Genomic DNA, 15,384 nt, shown 5'->3' with positions numbered 1-15,384 from the left:
ACCGATAGGAGCTTTCTTTTTTTATGTAAAAATGTCAAAATTCCGTCAAAAATAATTAGGATTATAAGCTTTCCTATTGATATACTGAACTTTACGGAAAAAATTACTATAAGAAATGAGGAATTTATTCAGTATGGAATGGCGTAATATATATCGTGGATTTTGTATGGGTGTTAGTGATTTAATTCCTGGTGTGAGCGGCGGAACAATCGCTGTTGTGTTAGGGATTTATGAACAATTGCTTGCAGCAATTAGCGGTTTCTTTAGTCGTGAATGGAAAAAACATTTAGGGTTTTTGATTCCACTTGCAGCTGGTGTAGCGGCAGCGTTCTTGACATTAAGTCATGTTATTAAATACTTACTTGCAAATCATTATGAACCAACCCAGTTTTTCTTCCTCGGTTTAATTATTAGCATTTTACCAATGTTAATGAGAGAAGCTGATGCGAAAGAAACATTTAAAGGAAATCATATCGTCGTATTGGTAATTGCAGCAATTCTTGTAGCTATAACGGCCTTCTTCAAGCCGGATAAAGCGGCAGATCCGATTACGACGTTAACAATTTTAAATACAATTGGTTTATTTTTCGCAGGATGGATGGCTAGTATGGCTATGCTTCTTCCTGGAATTAGTGGATCGTTTATTTTGTTAATTATTGGTGTGTATCCAACAGCAATTAACGCTTTAACTACATTGAATTTACCATTAATCGTGGTTATCGGTGCCGGAGTTATGGCTGGATTTGTTGTAAGTAGTAAAGGAATTAGTTATCTATTAGAGCGTTATAAGAGTATGACGTTTGCAGCAATTATTGGACTTGTTATCGGATCGATTGTAATTGTGTTCCCTGGCATTCCGACTGGTGGAATGTCAATTGTAAGTTCAATCATTACTTTTATTTTAGGATTTGCGATTGTTACTTATTTCGGTAAGAAATAAGTACTTTAATCCCCTTGATGATAAAAATCGTTAAGGGGATTTTTATGCGTTTTAATGGGAATCAGAGCGTTTAGATTGCTTGTTATAGAAAGCTTTTTTACAATTGTTTCATGTTATGTACTTAGCGAAAGGGGACTGGCTCCTTCGTTGTAGCAAATTGTTTTTGATAGTATAATGAAATGAGTATGCAGTGAGAAATTTTGCTGCAAGTAGCTGAGGTGAAGAAACATGCAAAGAGTGACAAACTGTGTGTTAATTAGAGATAATGAAGTACTCTTACTTCAAAAACCTCGCCGAAATTGGTGGGTTGCACCAGGTGGAAAGATGGAACGTGGTGAGACGGTAAGAGAATCAGTTGTTCGCGAGTATCGTGAAGAAACAGGTATTTATTTAAAGAACCCAGCGTTAAAGGGGGTCTTCACCTTTGTCATCCAAGAAGGTGATAAGGTTGTTTCTGAATGGATGATGTTCTCCTTTTTAGCAACAGATTTTGCAGGAGAAAACAAATTAGAGAGCGAAGAAGGCATCATTGGTTGGCATACATTTGATAAAATTGATGATTTAGCAATGGCACCAGGAGATTATCACATTATTGATTATTTAATTAAAGGGAATGGTATAATCTACGGTACATTTGTATATACCCCAGATTTTGAGTTGCTTTCATATCGATTAGATCCGAGTTAAACCTTCAAGGAGAGGATACGATGACAGAGAATAATGATATAAAAATGGTAATTATTACAGGAATGTCTGGAGCTGGAAAAACGGTAGCGTTACAAAGTTTTGAAGATTTAGGATATTTTTGTGTGGATAATTTACCACCGATGTTATTGCCGAAGTTTATTGAACTTATGGCAGATTCAAAAGGGAAAATGAATAAAGTTGCACTCGGTATTGATTTACGTGGCCGAGAGTTTTTTGAATATTTATGGGGAGCACTTGACGATTTATCAGAACGCACATGGATTATCCCTCATATTTTATTTTTAGATGCGAAAGATAGCACACTTGTAACTCGTTATAAAGAAACGAGACGTTCGCATCCACTTGCGCCAACTGGCTTGCCGTTAAAGGGAATTGAAGCAGAGCGTAGTTTATTAACTGATATGAAGGCGCGAGCGAATATTGTGCTTGATACATCTGATTTGAAACCGAAAGAGTTACGAGAAAAAATTGTTCACTTGTTCTCAACAGAAACTGAGCAAGCATTCCGTGTAAATGTTATGTCATTTGGATTTAAGTACGGAATTCCAATTGATGCTGATTTAGTATTTGATGTGCGTTTTTTACCAAATCCATATTATATTCCACATATGAAGCCATTAACAGGACTAGATGAAGAAGTTTCGTCATATGTGTTGAAATTTAATGAAACACATAAGTTTTTAGAGAAATTGACGGACCTTATCACTTTCATGCTGCCTCATTATAAAAGAGAAGGTAAGAGTCAACTTGTAATTGCGATTGGATGTACAGGTGGACAACATCGTTCTGTTACGCTTACAGAGTACCTTGGGAAACATTTGAAACCAGAGTATAGCGTTCATGTATCTCATCGTGATGTGGAGAAGAGAAAGGGCCATTAAGGGATGAAAAAAGAGAGAAAACCTAGAATTGTCATCATGGGAGGAGGAACTGGACTTTCTGTTTTATTAAGAGGATTAAAACAATATCCTGTTGATATTACAGCAGTTGTAACGATAGCCGACGATGGAGGCAGTTCAGGTAGACTACGTGATGAGTTAGAAATTCCACCTCCAGGTGATATTCGTAACGTACTTGTTGCGTTATCGGATGTAGAACCATTAGTGGAAGCTTTATTTCAGCACCGTTTTACAACTGGAGACGGACTGAAAGGTCATGCGTTAGGAAATTTACTATTGGCAGGTATGACTTCGATTACAGGAGACTTTTACCATGCGATTACGGAAACGAGTAAAGTGTTAAATGTCAGAGGACGTGTATTGCCAGCAGCGAATCAAAGTGCGGTGCTTCATGCAGAACTAGAAGATGGAGAAATTGTAACAGGTGAATCAAAGATCCCTTATTTCGGGAAGAAGATTAATCGTGTCTTTTTAACTCCAGAAGATGTAGAACCGCTATATGAAACGTTGACTGAAATTAAACGAGCTGATTTGCTTGTTTTCGGTCCAGGAAGTCTGTACACGAGTATATTACCGAATTTAGTTGTTAACAAAATTGGGGACGCTGTTCTTGCTGCAAAAGCGAAGAAGGTATATGTATGTAATGTTATGACGCAAGCGGGTGAAACGATGGGTTATACTGCGTTTGATCATGTGCAGGCGTTGCATGATCATTTAGGTAAACCGTTTATTGATACTGCAATTGTAAATAATCGTGATATCCCTTGTGAATTACGTAAGTTATATGAGGAAGAAATGTCGGAACCAGTTGTAGTGGATGAAGACCGTTTTGCTGAAAATGGTATTGATGTAATTCAAGATCAATTAGCGAAGTATGATGATCGTGTTGTAAGACATGATACATTAAAGTTAGCTTCTATTTTATATTCACTGTTATAAATGTGCGTTATCTCTTGATGAGGTAACGCTCCTCATTCATATAGGACAAGATTTTTGTTCCACAATAATAGTATAAGGAGGTGTTGACTGTGTCATTTGCATCAGAAACAAAGAAAGAGTTGACCAATCTTGAAGTGAAGGAATGCTGTGAGAAAGCAGAATTATCGGCGTTGCTTCGAATGAACGGATCGCTTTCTTTTTCAAATCGTCGCCTATCTATCGATATTCAAACGGAAAATGCAGCAATTGCAAGAAGGATTTATACGCTTTTGAAAAAAGGATATGATGTGACGGTAGAATTACTTGTTCGTAAAAAAATGCGATTGAAGAAAAATAATGTATATATCGTGCGGCTTGTTGAGAAGTCTCGCGAAATACTAGCAGATCTTCACATTGTTCGAGATGATTTTTCGTTTATTCGAAATATATCACAGGAATTAATTGAGAAGAAATGTTGTAAACGATCGTATTTGCGCGGTGCATTTTTAGCAGGTGGTTCAGTAAATAACCCAGAAACATCATCTTATCATTTAGAAATCTTTTCGTTATATAAGGAACATAATGATTCTATATGTGAACTGATGAACGGATTTGATTTAAATAGTAAGACGTTGGAAAGAAGAAAAGGGTACATTACGTATTTGAAAGAAGCTGAGAAAATTACAGAGTTTTTAAATATTATAGGTGCCCATAATGCACTTTTAAGATTTGAAGATATTCGAATTGTTCGCGATATGCGTAATTCAGTAAATCGTTTAGTTAACTGTGAAACGGCCAATTTAAATAAAACAATTGGTGCAGCGTTAAGGCAAATTGAGAATATCCGCTATATTGATGAGACGGTTGGTCTTGATATTTTGCCAGATAAACTAAGAGAAATTGCACAGTTACGGATAGATTATCAAGATGTAACATTGAAAGAGTTAGGCGAGATGGTATCCGGGGGGAAAATTAGTAAATCGGGTATTAATCATCGTTTGCGTAAAATCGATGAGATTGCAGAGAAATTACGCGCGGGAGAAACGGTAGTAAAAAAATAAGAGGTTAAAGGGGAAATGGAGCTGTGGTTCAAAAACGGGTTAAAGTTTCATTAAAAAACGGCTTACAAGCACGTCCGGCTGCGTTGTTTGTACAAGAGGCAAATCGTTTTCATTCTGATATTTTCATCGAGAAAGATGGAAAGGCAGTTAACGCAAAGAGCATAATGGGGATTATGAGCTTAGCAATCGGAACGGGTAGCATGATAACAATTACAACAGAAGGTTCAGATGCAGAAGAAGCTTTAGAAGCATTAGCTGCATATGTGCAATAAAAGGCTATCGCGCGTGCGCGATAGTTTTTTTATTTTGGGAGTAGTCCGATTGGTGTATGTTAACAATTAGCGGGGTATGTGGATGGTTTGCGTTTGTCGGGAATTGTCGGTAAGTCTATATATTTGTTCGAATACTAGATTGGGTATGTGAACAGGGGATTACATGATATAAAAAAGCGCCCTGTTGATAGGGCGCTTCCGCTTTTAAATATATCCAGCTCCAGCGGCTAGAATGGTCGGTCGTTTCGCCCCTTCATTCGAGGCAAAAAGCGCCTCGGAATCAGGGGCTCCAACGCCCTCCTGTTCTAAATGAGCCGCTTCCGCTTTTAGTTATTAACGATTTGTAAAGATCTTATCGATTAAACCGTATTCTAAAGCTCTTTCAGCTGTCATGAAGTTGTCGCGGTCTGTGTCGCGTTGTAAAACTTCAAGTGGTTGACCTGTACGGTCAGCAAGGATTTGGTTTAATTTTTCACGTAAGAATAGGATACGTTTTGCAGCGATTTCGATTTCAGTCGCTTGACCTTGTGCTCCGCCAAGTGGTTGGTGGATCATTACTTCACTGTTTGGAAGAGCGAAACGTTTTCCTTTTTCACCTGCTGCAAGTAAGAATGCACCCATAGATGCAGCCATACCGATACAGATTGTTGATACTTGTGGTTTAATAAACTGCATTGTATCGTAAATTGCCATACCTGCTGTGATAGAACCACCAGGGCTGTTGATATAGATGTGAATATCTTTTTCTGGATCTTGAGATTCCAAGAATAAAAGCTGGGAAACGATTGAGTTTGCTACGTTGTCATCAATTGCGCTACCAAGCATAATGATGCGGTCTTTTAATAGTCGAGAGTAAATATCGTAAGCGCGTTCTCCACGATTTGTTTGTTCAATTACTGTAGGAATTAAATTCATCTGTTATTTCCTCCTTTGAAAGCTTTCTTAGTCTTATAATACAATTATGGTCAATAAAGGTCAAACGAAACCACTTTAAATCAAAAAAATATGTAGTTGTACCATGATTTATTCGCTATGTTTTTGAAATTCCCTGCTTATGTATCTTCAACATCATAACCGAATTACATAAATTTAAACGTGATTAAAGCTGTATAAAAGGTAAAAGAACGCCTTTTATACAGAAGCGTTCTTTCATTACCTATTCTTTTAAAAGATAGGTTACTTTATTTAAGATGTTCTCGATTTGTTCCGCGTTTTTACTATACATATCACTCGCTGATTTTGATTTCGTTTCTAAAGAGAATAATTCAAGATCAGCATGGCATTTTTTTAAAGATGCTAATAATAAAGGTTTGTTCTGAGGGGATGGCACTTGGAGTTTATCATTGTAAATGTCGATAGTAAGTTGTCCGTATGAATCAACTTGAGCGAGAAAGACATTTTCAATGACAACACCAAGTTTTTCTAATTCTGAATGTAACCAAGCGCGGTTATGCCCGCTAGCAGAAAGAGGTTCATCTAGTACATTTCCATCCATAATAACAGTTTGTGTTTCTTTTTCATTTGGCACTTTTAACCCGATGTCTTTTGCTGTAAGTGGCTGGCGATCTTTCTTCAATAATACATTTAATTCACCGCTCGGTTCCAATACAGCAAATTCAACATCAGCTACGCTGAACGCATCTTTTCCTCGGAGTAGTTCAAGTAATTCGTCACTTGTATATTTTTCTTTCTTTAAGTTATCTTCGAGTATTTTTCCATCTTTTATTAATACGGTAGATTTCCCTTCAAAGAAGTCCCGAGCTGTTTTGTTCTTTAAGGAGAGGATTCCTGTGAAAAAAGGTACCACAGCGAAAATGAGTATCGCAAAGACGCCGTGGAAAAATTTTGAATCGAGCCCTGTAGATACTTGGGCAGCGATGTCACCGATTGTCATTCCGGCTATGTATTCAAAAAAGGAGAGCTGAGAGATTTGTCTTTTCCCTAACCATTTCGTAATAGCGAATAAAATGATTAATATGAATACAGAGCGGAGAATGACAAGTGTCCATTCGGGTAGGTGAGACATAGTAAATTCCTCCAGTCTACTTAAAACCCTTTATATTGAGGTTCTTCACGTTCTAATACTGAAATTCTATCCTTTAAATCAGCGATAACGCTGTCCATTTCTAACATACATTCATGAAATACGCGTTTTGCTTCTTCATCTTGTGAATTTAATGAAAGGGAGCTTAAACTTGCTTGAGCGCCCCTTACACTAGCAAGACAAGTTTTTACGCTAGCGATAACAGTCATACAAACACCTCTTATCCTTTCGGTTTAAATAGTAATGCACCGATGAATCCGAAAATAATAGCTGCGGATATACCAGCACTCGTTACTTTAAACATACCGGTAATGACACCGACGATTCCATGTTTAGCCGCTTCTTCCATCGCACCGTGAACGAGGGCGTTACCGAAGCTTGTAATTGGTACGGTCGCTCCGGCCCCAGCGAAATCAATTAATGGTTCATAAAGATTAAGCCCATCTAATATTGCGCCGATAACAACGAGTGTTGCCATTGTATGAGCTGGCGTTAACTTACCGACATCAAACATCAGTTGCCCAATTACACATATAAGTCCACCAATGACGAAAGCCCAGAAAAAAATCATTGCGTTGCACCTCCAAATTCAATCGAAACAGCGTGAGCGATACAGGGGATTGTTTCTTCTTGCTGGAATGTCAGCGGAGATAGTAAAGCACCTGTTGCAACGACAAGTATCTTATTAAATTCTCCCCTTTTCATTCGATTTAATAAATGACCGTACACGACTGTTGCAGAACATCCCGGGCCACTTGCACCAGCTATGACAGGTTGCCCGTCTCTATAAATGATGATTCCGCAATCTTGGAATTGCTCGCTCGTTATTTTTGTTCCATGTTTATGTAGTAGGTCATAGGCAATTTCACGACCAACATGTCCAAGGTCACCTGTTACAATTAAGTCGTAGTAACTGGCGTCAATTTGTCGTTCACGTAAATGGGCTTCAATCGTATCGACAGCCGCTGGGGCCATCGCGCCACCCATATTAAATGGATCAGTTAATCCCATATCGACAACGCGACCAATTGTTGCGGATGTTACTTGTGGACCATATCCAGTGTCACTTAAAATAGCTGCGCCTGCACCGGTCACTGTCCACTGGGCAGTAGGAGGTTTTTGACCACCGTATTCAGTTGGATATCGGAATTGTTTTTCTACGGCAGCGTTATGGCTTGATGCTCCAGTTAATAAATATTTGGCCCCTTTTGCATTTACAATGCTTGCCCCAAGTGCCAATCCTTCCATAGAAGTAGAGCAAGCTCCAAATAATCCGAGATAAGGTGTTCCGAGTGTACGACATGCAAAGCTCGTTGGAGTTATTTGATTAATTAAATCTCCTGCGAGTACGAATTGAATATCGTCTTTACGAAGTTTTGCCTTTTCGGTAGCGCGGCTACAAGCTTCTTCAAATAAAATTTTATGTGCCTTTTCGTAAGAATCTTGTCCAAGCCATAAATCTTCATGGAGGGTGTCGAAGTCTTCAGGGATATTTCCCTTTGCTTCAAATGGTCCACCGACTACCCCGGTTGAGATAATGACTGGTTTGTTTTCAAATACCCATGTTCGGTGTCCTTGTAACATTTATAGCCCTCCCCATTGAACGAGAATCGTTTTAATAAGTGCGATGATGAAAGCAGAAAATACACCAAATAAAATAACAGAGCCAGCTAGTTTAAACATGTTACCTCCAACACCAAGAACGAATCCTTCAGTCCGGTGTTCGATACAGGCTGCGATTACCGAGTTTCCAAATCCAGTAACAGGTACAGCTGTGCCTGCTCCAGCAAATTGTCCGAGGCGGTCATATACACCGAATCCAGTTAGTAACATCGAGATGAAAATAAGAGTTGCGACTGTTGGATTTCCTGCTGAACGCTCAGTGAAATCAAAATATGTGATGTAAAAAGTAGAAATAAACTGTCCAATTAAACAAATAAAACCACCGACGAAAAAAGCTTTTATACAATTTTTCAAAACAGGACGCTTGGGCTCCCGTTCTTGCTCGAATTTTTTATATTCCTGTTGTACAGGGGTTAAGTTTTTATCTTTACTAGACATTTCAATCCTTCCTTTTCTATTAGAAAGCGTTAAGTGTTAGATTCCATTTCTGATCCGATAAGCTTTAACTGTTTTTTGATTTCATCTTTATTTACTTCTTTTCTCTTAATTTTGATTTCAAGCTTTTCGAGTAACATGAAGATCTTTTTATCTGTACTGACACGAACATCGAAAGTAGGATATGCATCACTTAATTGCTTTTGAAGTTTTTTGCGCAGTGGTTTCAGTCCAAACCTTTCATGATGTTCAGGTTTAACCGCTATGTAGAGGTCTAAATTTGAATTAACTGCGGTGCTTTTTATAATTTCATCCATAGTGAGAGCTTTTTTCTTTGCTTCTTGCGATATAGATTGATTAAAGGATTCCGTGCTCATCTTCGTTAATTTGGGGCCTTTTTCTTTCTCTGTTCGTTTTGCTTCTTCTTTCTTTACCTTTTTATCTAATGGGCTATTATCACAGCCAGTAAAAGAGCTAAATAGAAGTACAAATAACGCGGTTATAAGTCCGATCTTTCGCATAATCATCATTCCATTTCTATTGCATTATGTAATGTGAGAGAAAAAGGATGACTGCATATCATCCTTTTTCTGTTTCACAGCAATGTATACCATTAGATGAAATGGTACTTTTAGTTATTGCTGTGTGTATTGTGGTTCTTCTTGTTGGACTTCTTCAACACGTGGGTTTAAAGAATCGATAATTGTTTGTGTTTGCTGCGCAGCTGTTTGGAAAAGTTGCTTTGCTTGTTGGTTATCCGTATCAAGAGCGAATCCCTCTAAGCTGGCTTGTGCACTTTTTAATCCAGAAACAGTTTGCTTTAGTTTTGTAATTACAGTCATTGAATGAAGCCCCCTTTGGAATATCAATTCAAAGATTATAATTTGTGAGTTGGGGGGAATTTATGATTGGAAAATTTAGGGGAGGGATATGTATTTATATGCTTCCAGCTAAGGGGCATAAAGGATTAAGGGTATATTTTTATTGCTTTAGATGGATTTTATTGCTATTATTATGAGAAGAAAATGAAGTGTTTTTTTATAATCATGCGCCCATAGCTCAGTCGGATAGAGCGGTGGTTTCCGGTACCACGTCTGCCGGGGGTTCGAATCCCTCTGGGCGCGTCAAAAAGTCCTAACTTACGTTTTGTAGGTTAGGACTTTTTTATTTTTCTCTTGTTATATCTAGTAATAAGATTTACTATTAGTACTTGGTGGTAATGTTGTGGTTTATTATTTTATTTCAATATTATTCATTTTTAGGTTGTAAGATGTAAATCTCATTAATACATATAAATTAATAATATTTTGGAATGGGTGTCTGCGATAGGATTCTCCTTTTACCAAACTTATTGTACAATAGAAACAAGGGGGAGATTAGTTTGAAGGCAAGTCTTTTACAAGAACAAAGCTTACGTTTGGCAATGACACAAGAGTTAAGGCAAGCGATTACAATGCTCCAGTATAATGTACAAGAATTATCGGAGTTTTTGTATGAGCAATCGTTAGAGAATCCCCTTATTGAGTTGGGTGGTTTTGAGAGGGAGAAGAAAAAGAGCTCTAACACAAGTAAAAGTACCGGCAAACAAGTCGAGAATCAGATGGAAATCTACAGTGTGGATTCAACAACGATTCAGCAACATTTATTAAATCAAATACAGTATTATAAAATAGATGAAGAAGAGCGAAAAGTAGCTTCTTTCATTATTATGAACATGGATGGAAATGGGTATTTACAAGAAACGAATGAAGAGCTATCAGAGCTTCTTTCTGCATCGATGGATGTAGTAGACCGTTCTGTGGAGCTTGTCCAATCTTTAGAGCCAGCAGGGGTAGGGGCGCGTAATATTCAGGAATGTCTAACCTTACAATTGAAGCGCTTACAAAGACGGAATGGATTAGCGGAAGAGGTTGTAGAGGAGCACTTTAATTACTTCGTGAAGAAAGATTGGCGAAAGCTTGTTCAAGTGCTGAAGTGTAGTAATGAGGAATTACAGCATGCGGTAAATTGTATTACGTCATTACAACCAAAACCAGGTCTTGCGTTTTCTTCTGATAAACCACTTTATATTGTGCCTGATATGGCGGTGAAAAAAGAAGGGGATCGTCTCGTTTTACAGATGAACGAGAGAAATATGCCGAGAATTGAAATCCATTCTGAGTATAGTGCGCTTCTTAATAATAGTGAAAGAGAAGTTGCTTCTTACGTATCGGAGAAGTATCAGCATGTGCAATGGATTATGCGCAGTTTGAAACAGAGAAAACAAACACTCTTACAAGTGATGACTATTATTATGGAAAAACAGCGTGATTTCTTCTGGAAAGGTCCAGAGTATTTAAAGCCACTTGCTTTAAAAGAGGTAGCGGAAGAGTTAAGTGTGCACGAGTCTACAATTAGTCGCGCAACGCGAAATAAGTATGTGCAAACACCGCACGGTTTATTTGAGATGAAATCCTTCTTTAGTAATGCTGTTTCGACGACAGAGGATGAGGCCGTTTCAACGAAGCGGGTGAAGCGGATTATTCAAACGCTTGTGGAGGCGGAAAATAAGAAAAAGCCACTTTCGGATCAAAAGATTTCAAAATTATTAGAAGAAGAGCATGAAATCGTTATTTCTCGAAGAACAGTTGCGAAATATAGAGAACAAATGCACATTCCTGCTTCGTCTCTAAGAAAAACAATTGGATAGGTGAAGAAGATGAAAGTTGTACTATATACAAAAAAAGATTGTGGTCTTTGTGAAAAGGCGAAACAAGTTTTACAGGAAGTACAATGTGAATATTCTTTTCAAATCGAGGAAATAGATATATATGAAGATAATGACCTTTTAGAAAAATATCATTTAATGATTCCGGTTGTAGAAATAGGCGGAAAACAAGTAGAATATGGTAACATTCACAAAGGTGTCATAATAAACTATATAAACAATGCAGTTAAGAGTTGAATAAGTTTCAATCTCCTGTTACAATAATACACGTAGCAGGGATTATTTTTTTAACCTATGTGGGACATAAAATGTCACTACGGGACACAAAGTGACCACGAGGAAAAATGAACCAATGTAGTGAGGAGAAAAGATATGCGCTCATGGATTCAGAACACAAAAAAATTATTACCTGATCTGCTACCTGTTATGCAAACGAGAATGCAAGTTCTTCAGTACATCAGGCTTATGCAGCCGATTGGAAGAAGAAACTTATCTGCAAGTCTTGGTATGACAGAACGAGTATTGCGAAGTGAAGTTCAAGTTTTGAAAGAACAAAACTTAGTTCACGTCGCTTCTTCTGGAATGACTTTGACAGAAGAAGGAACAGCTTTAGTTCTTGCTTTGGAAGACTTTATGAAAGAAATTTCCGGGTTAAAGGTTTTAGAAAAACAACTTAAGGAAACATTAGATTTGGATGAAGTTTTCGTTGTCCCTGGTGATAGTGATGAATCACCTTGGGTCAAACTGGAGATGGGCCGTGCTTGTGTGACTTGTATAAAAGACCGTCTGACAGCGAATAATATCGTTGCTGTGGCTGGAGGAACTACGCTAGCTGCTGCTGCGGACATGATGCAACTTGATTGCAAAGATTTACATATGCTATTTGTCCCAGCACGTGGTGGAATTGGAGAAGGTGTTGAGTTAGAAGCCAATACCATTTGTGCCAAAATGGCACAAAATACGATGAGTAATTATCGCTTATTGTATGTTCCAGATCACGTTAGTAGCGAAGCATATGCGTCCATTGTAACAGAGCCATCCGTGAAAGAAGTTCTTGAGTTGATTCGATCTTCCAATATCGTCATTCATGGAATCGGTGATGCGTTAACAATGGCACGTCGCAGAAATACTTCAGAAGCAGATTGGTTAAAGATTCAGGCAAGCGAAGCAGTTGGCGAAGCTTTCGGTTACTACTTTAATGAACAAGGAAATGTTGTTCATAAAGTAAGAACAGTTGGTATGCAACTTGAAGATTTACAACATGTATCTCACGTTGTTGCAGTCGCTGGAGGTTCTTCAAAGGCAAAGGCAATACAGGCTGTAATAAAGCAAGGGCACACTTCAATTCTAATTACAGATGAAGGTGCAGCAAAACAGTTAACAAAGGGTATTACCCTTTAAATATAATCCCCCAAGGAGGAAATTCAAATGACTAAAATTGGTATTAATGGATTTGGACGTATCGGACGTAACGTATTCCGCGCAGCTCTTAACAACTCTGAGGTAGAAGTAGTAGCAATCAACGACTTAACAGATGCTAAAACATTAGCTCACCTTTTAAAATATGACACAGTTCACGGAACTTTAAATGCAGAAGTATCTGCTAACGAAAACAGCATCGTTGTTAACGGTAAAGAAATTAAAGTTATCGCTGAGCGTGACCCTGCTCAATTACCATGGAGCGAATACGGAGTAGAAGTAGTAGTAGAATCTACTGGTCGTTTCACTAAAAAATCAGACGCTGAAAAACACTTAGGTGGATCAGTTAAGAAAGTTATCATCTCAGCTCCAGCTTCTGACGAAGATATCACTGTAGTTATGGGTGTTAACCACGAACAATACGATGCAGCTAACCACAACGTAGTATCTAACGCTTCTTGTACTACAAACTGTCTAGCTCCATTCGCTAAAGTATTAAACGAAAAATTCGGCGTAAAACGCGGAATGATGACAACAATTCACTCTTACACTAACGACCAACAAATCTTAGACTTACCACACAAAGATTTACGTCGTGCTCGTGCAGCAGCTGAAAACATGATCCCAACATCTACTGGTGCTGCTAAAGCTGTAGCATTAGTATTACCAGAACTTAAAGGTAAATTAAACGGTGGCGCTGTACGTGTTCCAACTGCTAACGTTTCTCTTGTTGACTTAGTTGTTGAACTTGACAAAGAAGTAACAGTTGAAGAAGTAAACGCAGCATTCAAAGCAGCAGCTGAAGGCGAATTAAAAGGTATCCTTGGATACAGCGAAGAGCCATTAGTATCTATCGACTATAACGGATGCACAGCTTCTTCTACAATCGACGCATTATCTACAATGGTAATGGAAGGTAACATGGTTAAAGTACTTTCTTGGTACGATAACGAAACTGGTTACTCTAACCGCGTAGTAGACCTAGCTGCATACATGACTTCTAAAGGTCTTTAATTCTTAAGTATATAAGTAATCAATGACAAAACGAGGGAGAGGGTTTGTTCCCTCTCTCTCTTCTTTCGTTTTAGAAGCAAATGTGTTAAGCTTTTGAATGGGTTTTGTCAATCCTAACTAGTAGTCGGAGGGAAAACCAATGAACAAAAAATCAATTCGTGACGTAGATTTAAAAGGTAAGCGTGTATTTTGCCGCGTTGACTTCAACGTACCTATGAAAGAAGGCAAAATTACAGATGAAACTCGTATCCGTGCAGCTCTTCCTACAATTCAATATTTAGTAGAGCAAGGTGCGAAAGTTATTTTAGCAAGCCACTTAGGCCGTCCAAAAGGTCAAGTAGTAGAAGAAATGCGTTTAACTCCAGTAGCAGCACGTTTAGGCGAGCTTCTTGGTAAAGACGTTAAAAAAGCGGACGAAGCATTCGGACCAGTTGCACAAGAAATGGTTGCAGCAATGAACGAAGGCGACGTATTAGTTCTTGAAAACGTACGTTTCTATGCGGGCGAAGAAAAGAACGATGCAGAACTTGCGAAAGAATTTGCAGCTCTTGCTGATATCTTCGTAAACGATGCATTCGGTGCAGCTCACCGTGCTCACGCTTCTACAGCGGGTATCGCAGACTACCTACCGGCAGTATCTGGTTTACTAATGGAAAAAGAGTTAGATGTATTAGGTAAAGCACTTTCTAACCCAGAACGTCCATTCACAGCTATCATCGGTGGTGCGAAAGTAAAAGATAAAATTGGTGTAATTCGTCATCTATTAGACAAAGTAGATAACTTAATCATCGGTGGCGGACTTGCTTACACATTCGTTAAAGCTTTAGGTCATGAAATTGGTCTATCTCTATGTGAAGACGACAAGATTGAACTAGCTAAAGAATTTATGCAACTTGCAAAAGAAAAAGGCGTAAACTTCTACATGCCAGTTGATGTTGTAATCACAGAGGAATTCTCTGAAACTGCAACAACTAAAATCGTTGGTATCGACTCTATCCCTTCTAACTGGGAAGGCGTGGACATCGGTCCTAAAACACGTGAAATTTATGCAGATGTAATTAAAAACTCTAAGCTTGTTGTATGGAATGGACCAATGGGTGTATTCGAAATGACTCCATTCGCAGAAGGTACAAAAGCAGTAGGACAAGCATTAGCAGATGCAGAAGATACATACTCTGTTATCGGCGGTGGGGACTCTGCAGCAGCTGTTGAAAAATTCGGTATGGCTGATAAAATGAGCCACATTTCTACTGGCGGCGGTGCGTCATTAGAATTCATGGAAGGTAAAGAGCTTCCAGGTGTAGTTTGTCTTAACGACAAATAAGTAGCAGCCAAAGAAAAAGG

19 protein-coding genes and 1 tRNA gene are annotated in these 15,384 nt (G+C 38.4%); 12 read left to right on the top strand and 8 right to left on the bottom strand.

The window, feature by feature from the left end; all coding sequences use genetic code 11:
* Positions 1–133: 133 nt before the first annotated feature.
* From MR109_RS06165 to MR109_RS06140, 6 genes are all read left to right on the top strand, one after another.
* Positions 134–940: a DUF368 domain-containing protein gene (locus tag MR109_RS06165; protein ID WP_048370302.1), complete on the top strand. Its 807-nt coding sequence runs from the start codon at positions 134–136 to the stop codon at positions 938–940.
* Between the two features lie 228 nt (positions 941–1,168).
* Complete coding sequence (locus tag MR109_RS06160) at positions 1,169–1,627, top strand: NUDIX hydrolase (RefSeq protein WP_001190083.1); 459 nt, start codon at positions 1,169–1,171, stop codon at positions 1,625–1,627.
* A 20-nt stretch (positions 1,628–1,647) separates the two neighbouring features.
* Positions 1,648–2,529 (top strand): RNase adapter RapZ, encoded by an 882-nt coding sequence (rapZ, locus tag MR109_RS06155; RefSeq protein ID WP_025148220.1) that lies wholly within the window; start codon positions 1,648–1,650, stop codon positions 2,527–2,529.
* A 3-nt stretch (positions 2,530–2,532) separates the two neighbouring features.
* Entirely contained in the window at positions 2,533–3,486 is a 954-nt protein-coding gene (locus MR109_RS06150; RefSeq protein ID WP_025148221.1) for a gluconeogenesis factor YvcK family protein, read from the top strand.
* Positions 3,487–3,575: 89 nt separating this feature from the next.
* A complete protein-coding gene (whiA, locus tag MR109_RS06145) occupies positions 3,576–4,526 on the top strand; it encodes a DNA-binding protein WhiA (protein WP_025148222.1) in 951 nt (316 codons plus the stop codon).
* Between the two features lie 23 nt (positions 4,527–4,549).
* On the top strand, positions 4,550–4,798 hold the full coding sequence (locus tag MR109_RS06140; RefSeq protein ID WP_048370305.1) for an HPr family phosphocarrier protein: 249 nt from the start codon (positions 4,550–4,552) through the stop codon (positions 4,796–4,798).
* 333 nt (positions 4,799–5,131) lie between these two features.
* On the opposite strand, the gene clpP is transcribed toward MR109_RS06140, so the two are convergent.
* From clpP to MR109_RS06100, 8 genes are all read right to left on the bottom strand, one after another.
* Positions 5,132–5,713, bottom strand: a complete 582-nt coding sequence (clpP, locus tag MR109_RS06135; RefSeq protein ID WP_001049156.1) for an ATP-dependent Clp endopeptidase proteolytic subunit ClpP — start codon at positions 5,711–5,713, stop codon at positions 5,132–5,134.
* Positions 5,714–5,954: 241 nt separating this feature from the next.
* Positions 5,955–6,824, bottom strand: coding sequence for a DUF421 domain-containing protein (locus tag MR109_RS06130; RefSeq protein ID WP_242271310.1), 870 nt, complete (start codon positions 6,822–6,824; stop codon positions 5,955–5,957).
* A gap of 20 nt (positions 6,825–6,844) precedes the next feature.
* Positions 6,845–7,051 (bottom strand): DUF1657 domain-containing protein, encoded by a 207-nt coding sequence (locus MR109_RS06125; RefSeq protein WP_002174176.1) that lies wholly within the window; start codon positions 7,049–7,051, stop codon positions 6,845–6,847.
* Positions 7,052–7,062: 11 nt separating this feature from the next.
* Positions 7,063–7,413: a stage V sporulation protein AE gene (spoVAE, locus tag MR109_RS06120; protein WP_002174175.1), complete on the bottom strand. Its 351-nt coding sequence runs from the start codon at positions 7,411–7,413 to the stop codon at positions 7,063–7,065.
* Positions 7,410–8,426: a stage V sporulation protein AD gene (spoVAD, locus tag MR109_RS06115; protein WP_048370307.1), complete on the bottom strand. Its 1,017-nt coding sequence runs from the start codon at positions 8,424–8,426 to the stop codon at positions 7,410–7,412. The genes spoVAE and spoVAD overlap by 4 nt, the downstream gene beginning before the upstream one ends.
* Complete coding sequence (gene spoVAC / locus MR109_RS06110; RefSeq protein WP_242271309.1) at positions 8,427–8,903, bottom strand: stage V sporulation protein AC; 477 nt, start codon at positions 8,901–8,903, stop codon at positions 8,427–8,429.
* A 29-nt stretch (positions 8,904–8,932) separates the two neighbouring features.
* Positions 8,933–9,421, bottom strand: a complete 489-nt coding sequence (locus MR109_RS06105; protein WP_242271308.1) for a YhcN/YlaJ family sporulation lipoprotein — start codon at positions 9,419–9,421, stop codon at positions 8,933–8,935.
* Positions 9,422–9,535: 114 nt separating this feature from the next.
* On the bottom strand, positions 9,536–9,742 hold the full coding sequence (locus tag MR109_RS06100) for a DUF1657 domain-containing protein (protein WP_000216167.1): 207 nt from the start codon (positions 9,740–9,742) through the stop codon (positions 9,536–9,538).
* Positions 9,743–9,948: 206 nt separating this feature from the next.
* On the opposite strand from MR109_RS06100, the gene MR109_RS06095 reads away from it, so the two are divergent.
* The 6 genes from MR109_RS06095 to MR109_RS06070 all read left to right on the top strand — a co-directional run bounded on the left by MR109_RS06095 (position 9,949) and on the right by MR109_RS06070 (position 15,364).
* Positions 9,949–10,024, top strand: a tRNA-Arg gene (locus MR109_RS06095).
* 257 nt (positions 10,025–10,281) lie between these two features.
* Entirely contained in the window at positions 10,282–11,589 is a 1,308-nt protein-coding gene (rpoN, locus tag MR109_RS06090) for an RNA polymerase factor sigma-54 (protein ID WP_242271307.1), read from the top strand.
* Positions 11,590–11,598: 9 nt separating this feature from the next.
* The gene (locus tag MR109_RS06085) at positions 11,599–11,844 is read left to right on the top strand and encodes a glutaredoxin family protein (RefSeq protein ID WP_002174170.1); all 246 of its coding nucleotides are present in this window, start codon (positions 11,599–11,601) and stop codon (positions 11,842–11,844) included.
* A gap of 135 nt (positions 11,845–11,979) precedes the next feature.
* Complete coding sequence (gene cggR, locus MR109_RS06080) at positions 11,980–13,008, top strand: gapA transcriptional regulator CggR (RefSeq protein ID WP_002174169.1); 1,029 nt, start codon at positions 11,980–11,982, stop codon at positions 13,006–13,008.
* A 27-nt stretch (positions 13,009–13,035) separates the two neighbouring features.
* Positions 13,036–14,040, top strand: coding sequence for a type I glyceraldehyde-3-phosphate dehydrogenase (gene gap / locus MR109_RS06075; protein WP_242271306.1), 1,005 nt, complete (start codon positions 13,036–13,038; stop codon positions 14,038–14,040).
* A 139-nt stretch (positions 14,041–14,179) separates the two neighbouring features.
* A complete protein-coding gene (locus tag MR109_RS06070) occupies positions 14,180–15,364 on the top strand; it encodes a phosphoglycerate kinase (protein ID WP_001036350.1) in 1,185 nt (394 codons plus the stop codon).
* Positions 15,365–15,384 lie beyond the last annotated feature (20 nt).

Source organism: Bacillus cereus group sp. BfR-BA-01310, assembly GCF_022664325.1.
Lineage (GTDB): Bacteria > Bacillota > Bacilli > Bacillales > Bacillaceae_G > Bacillus_A > Bacillus_A paramycoides.
Note: the sequence above shows the minus strand (reverse complement) of the source record. Positions and strands in the feature narration are given on the sequence as shown.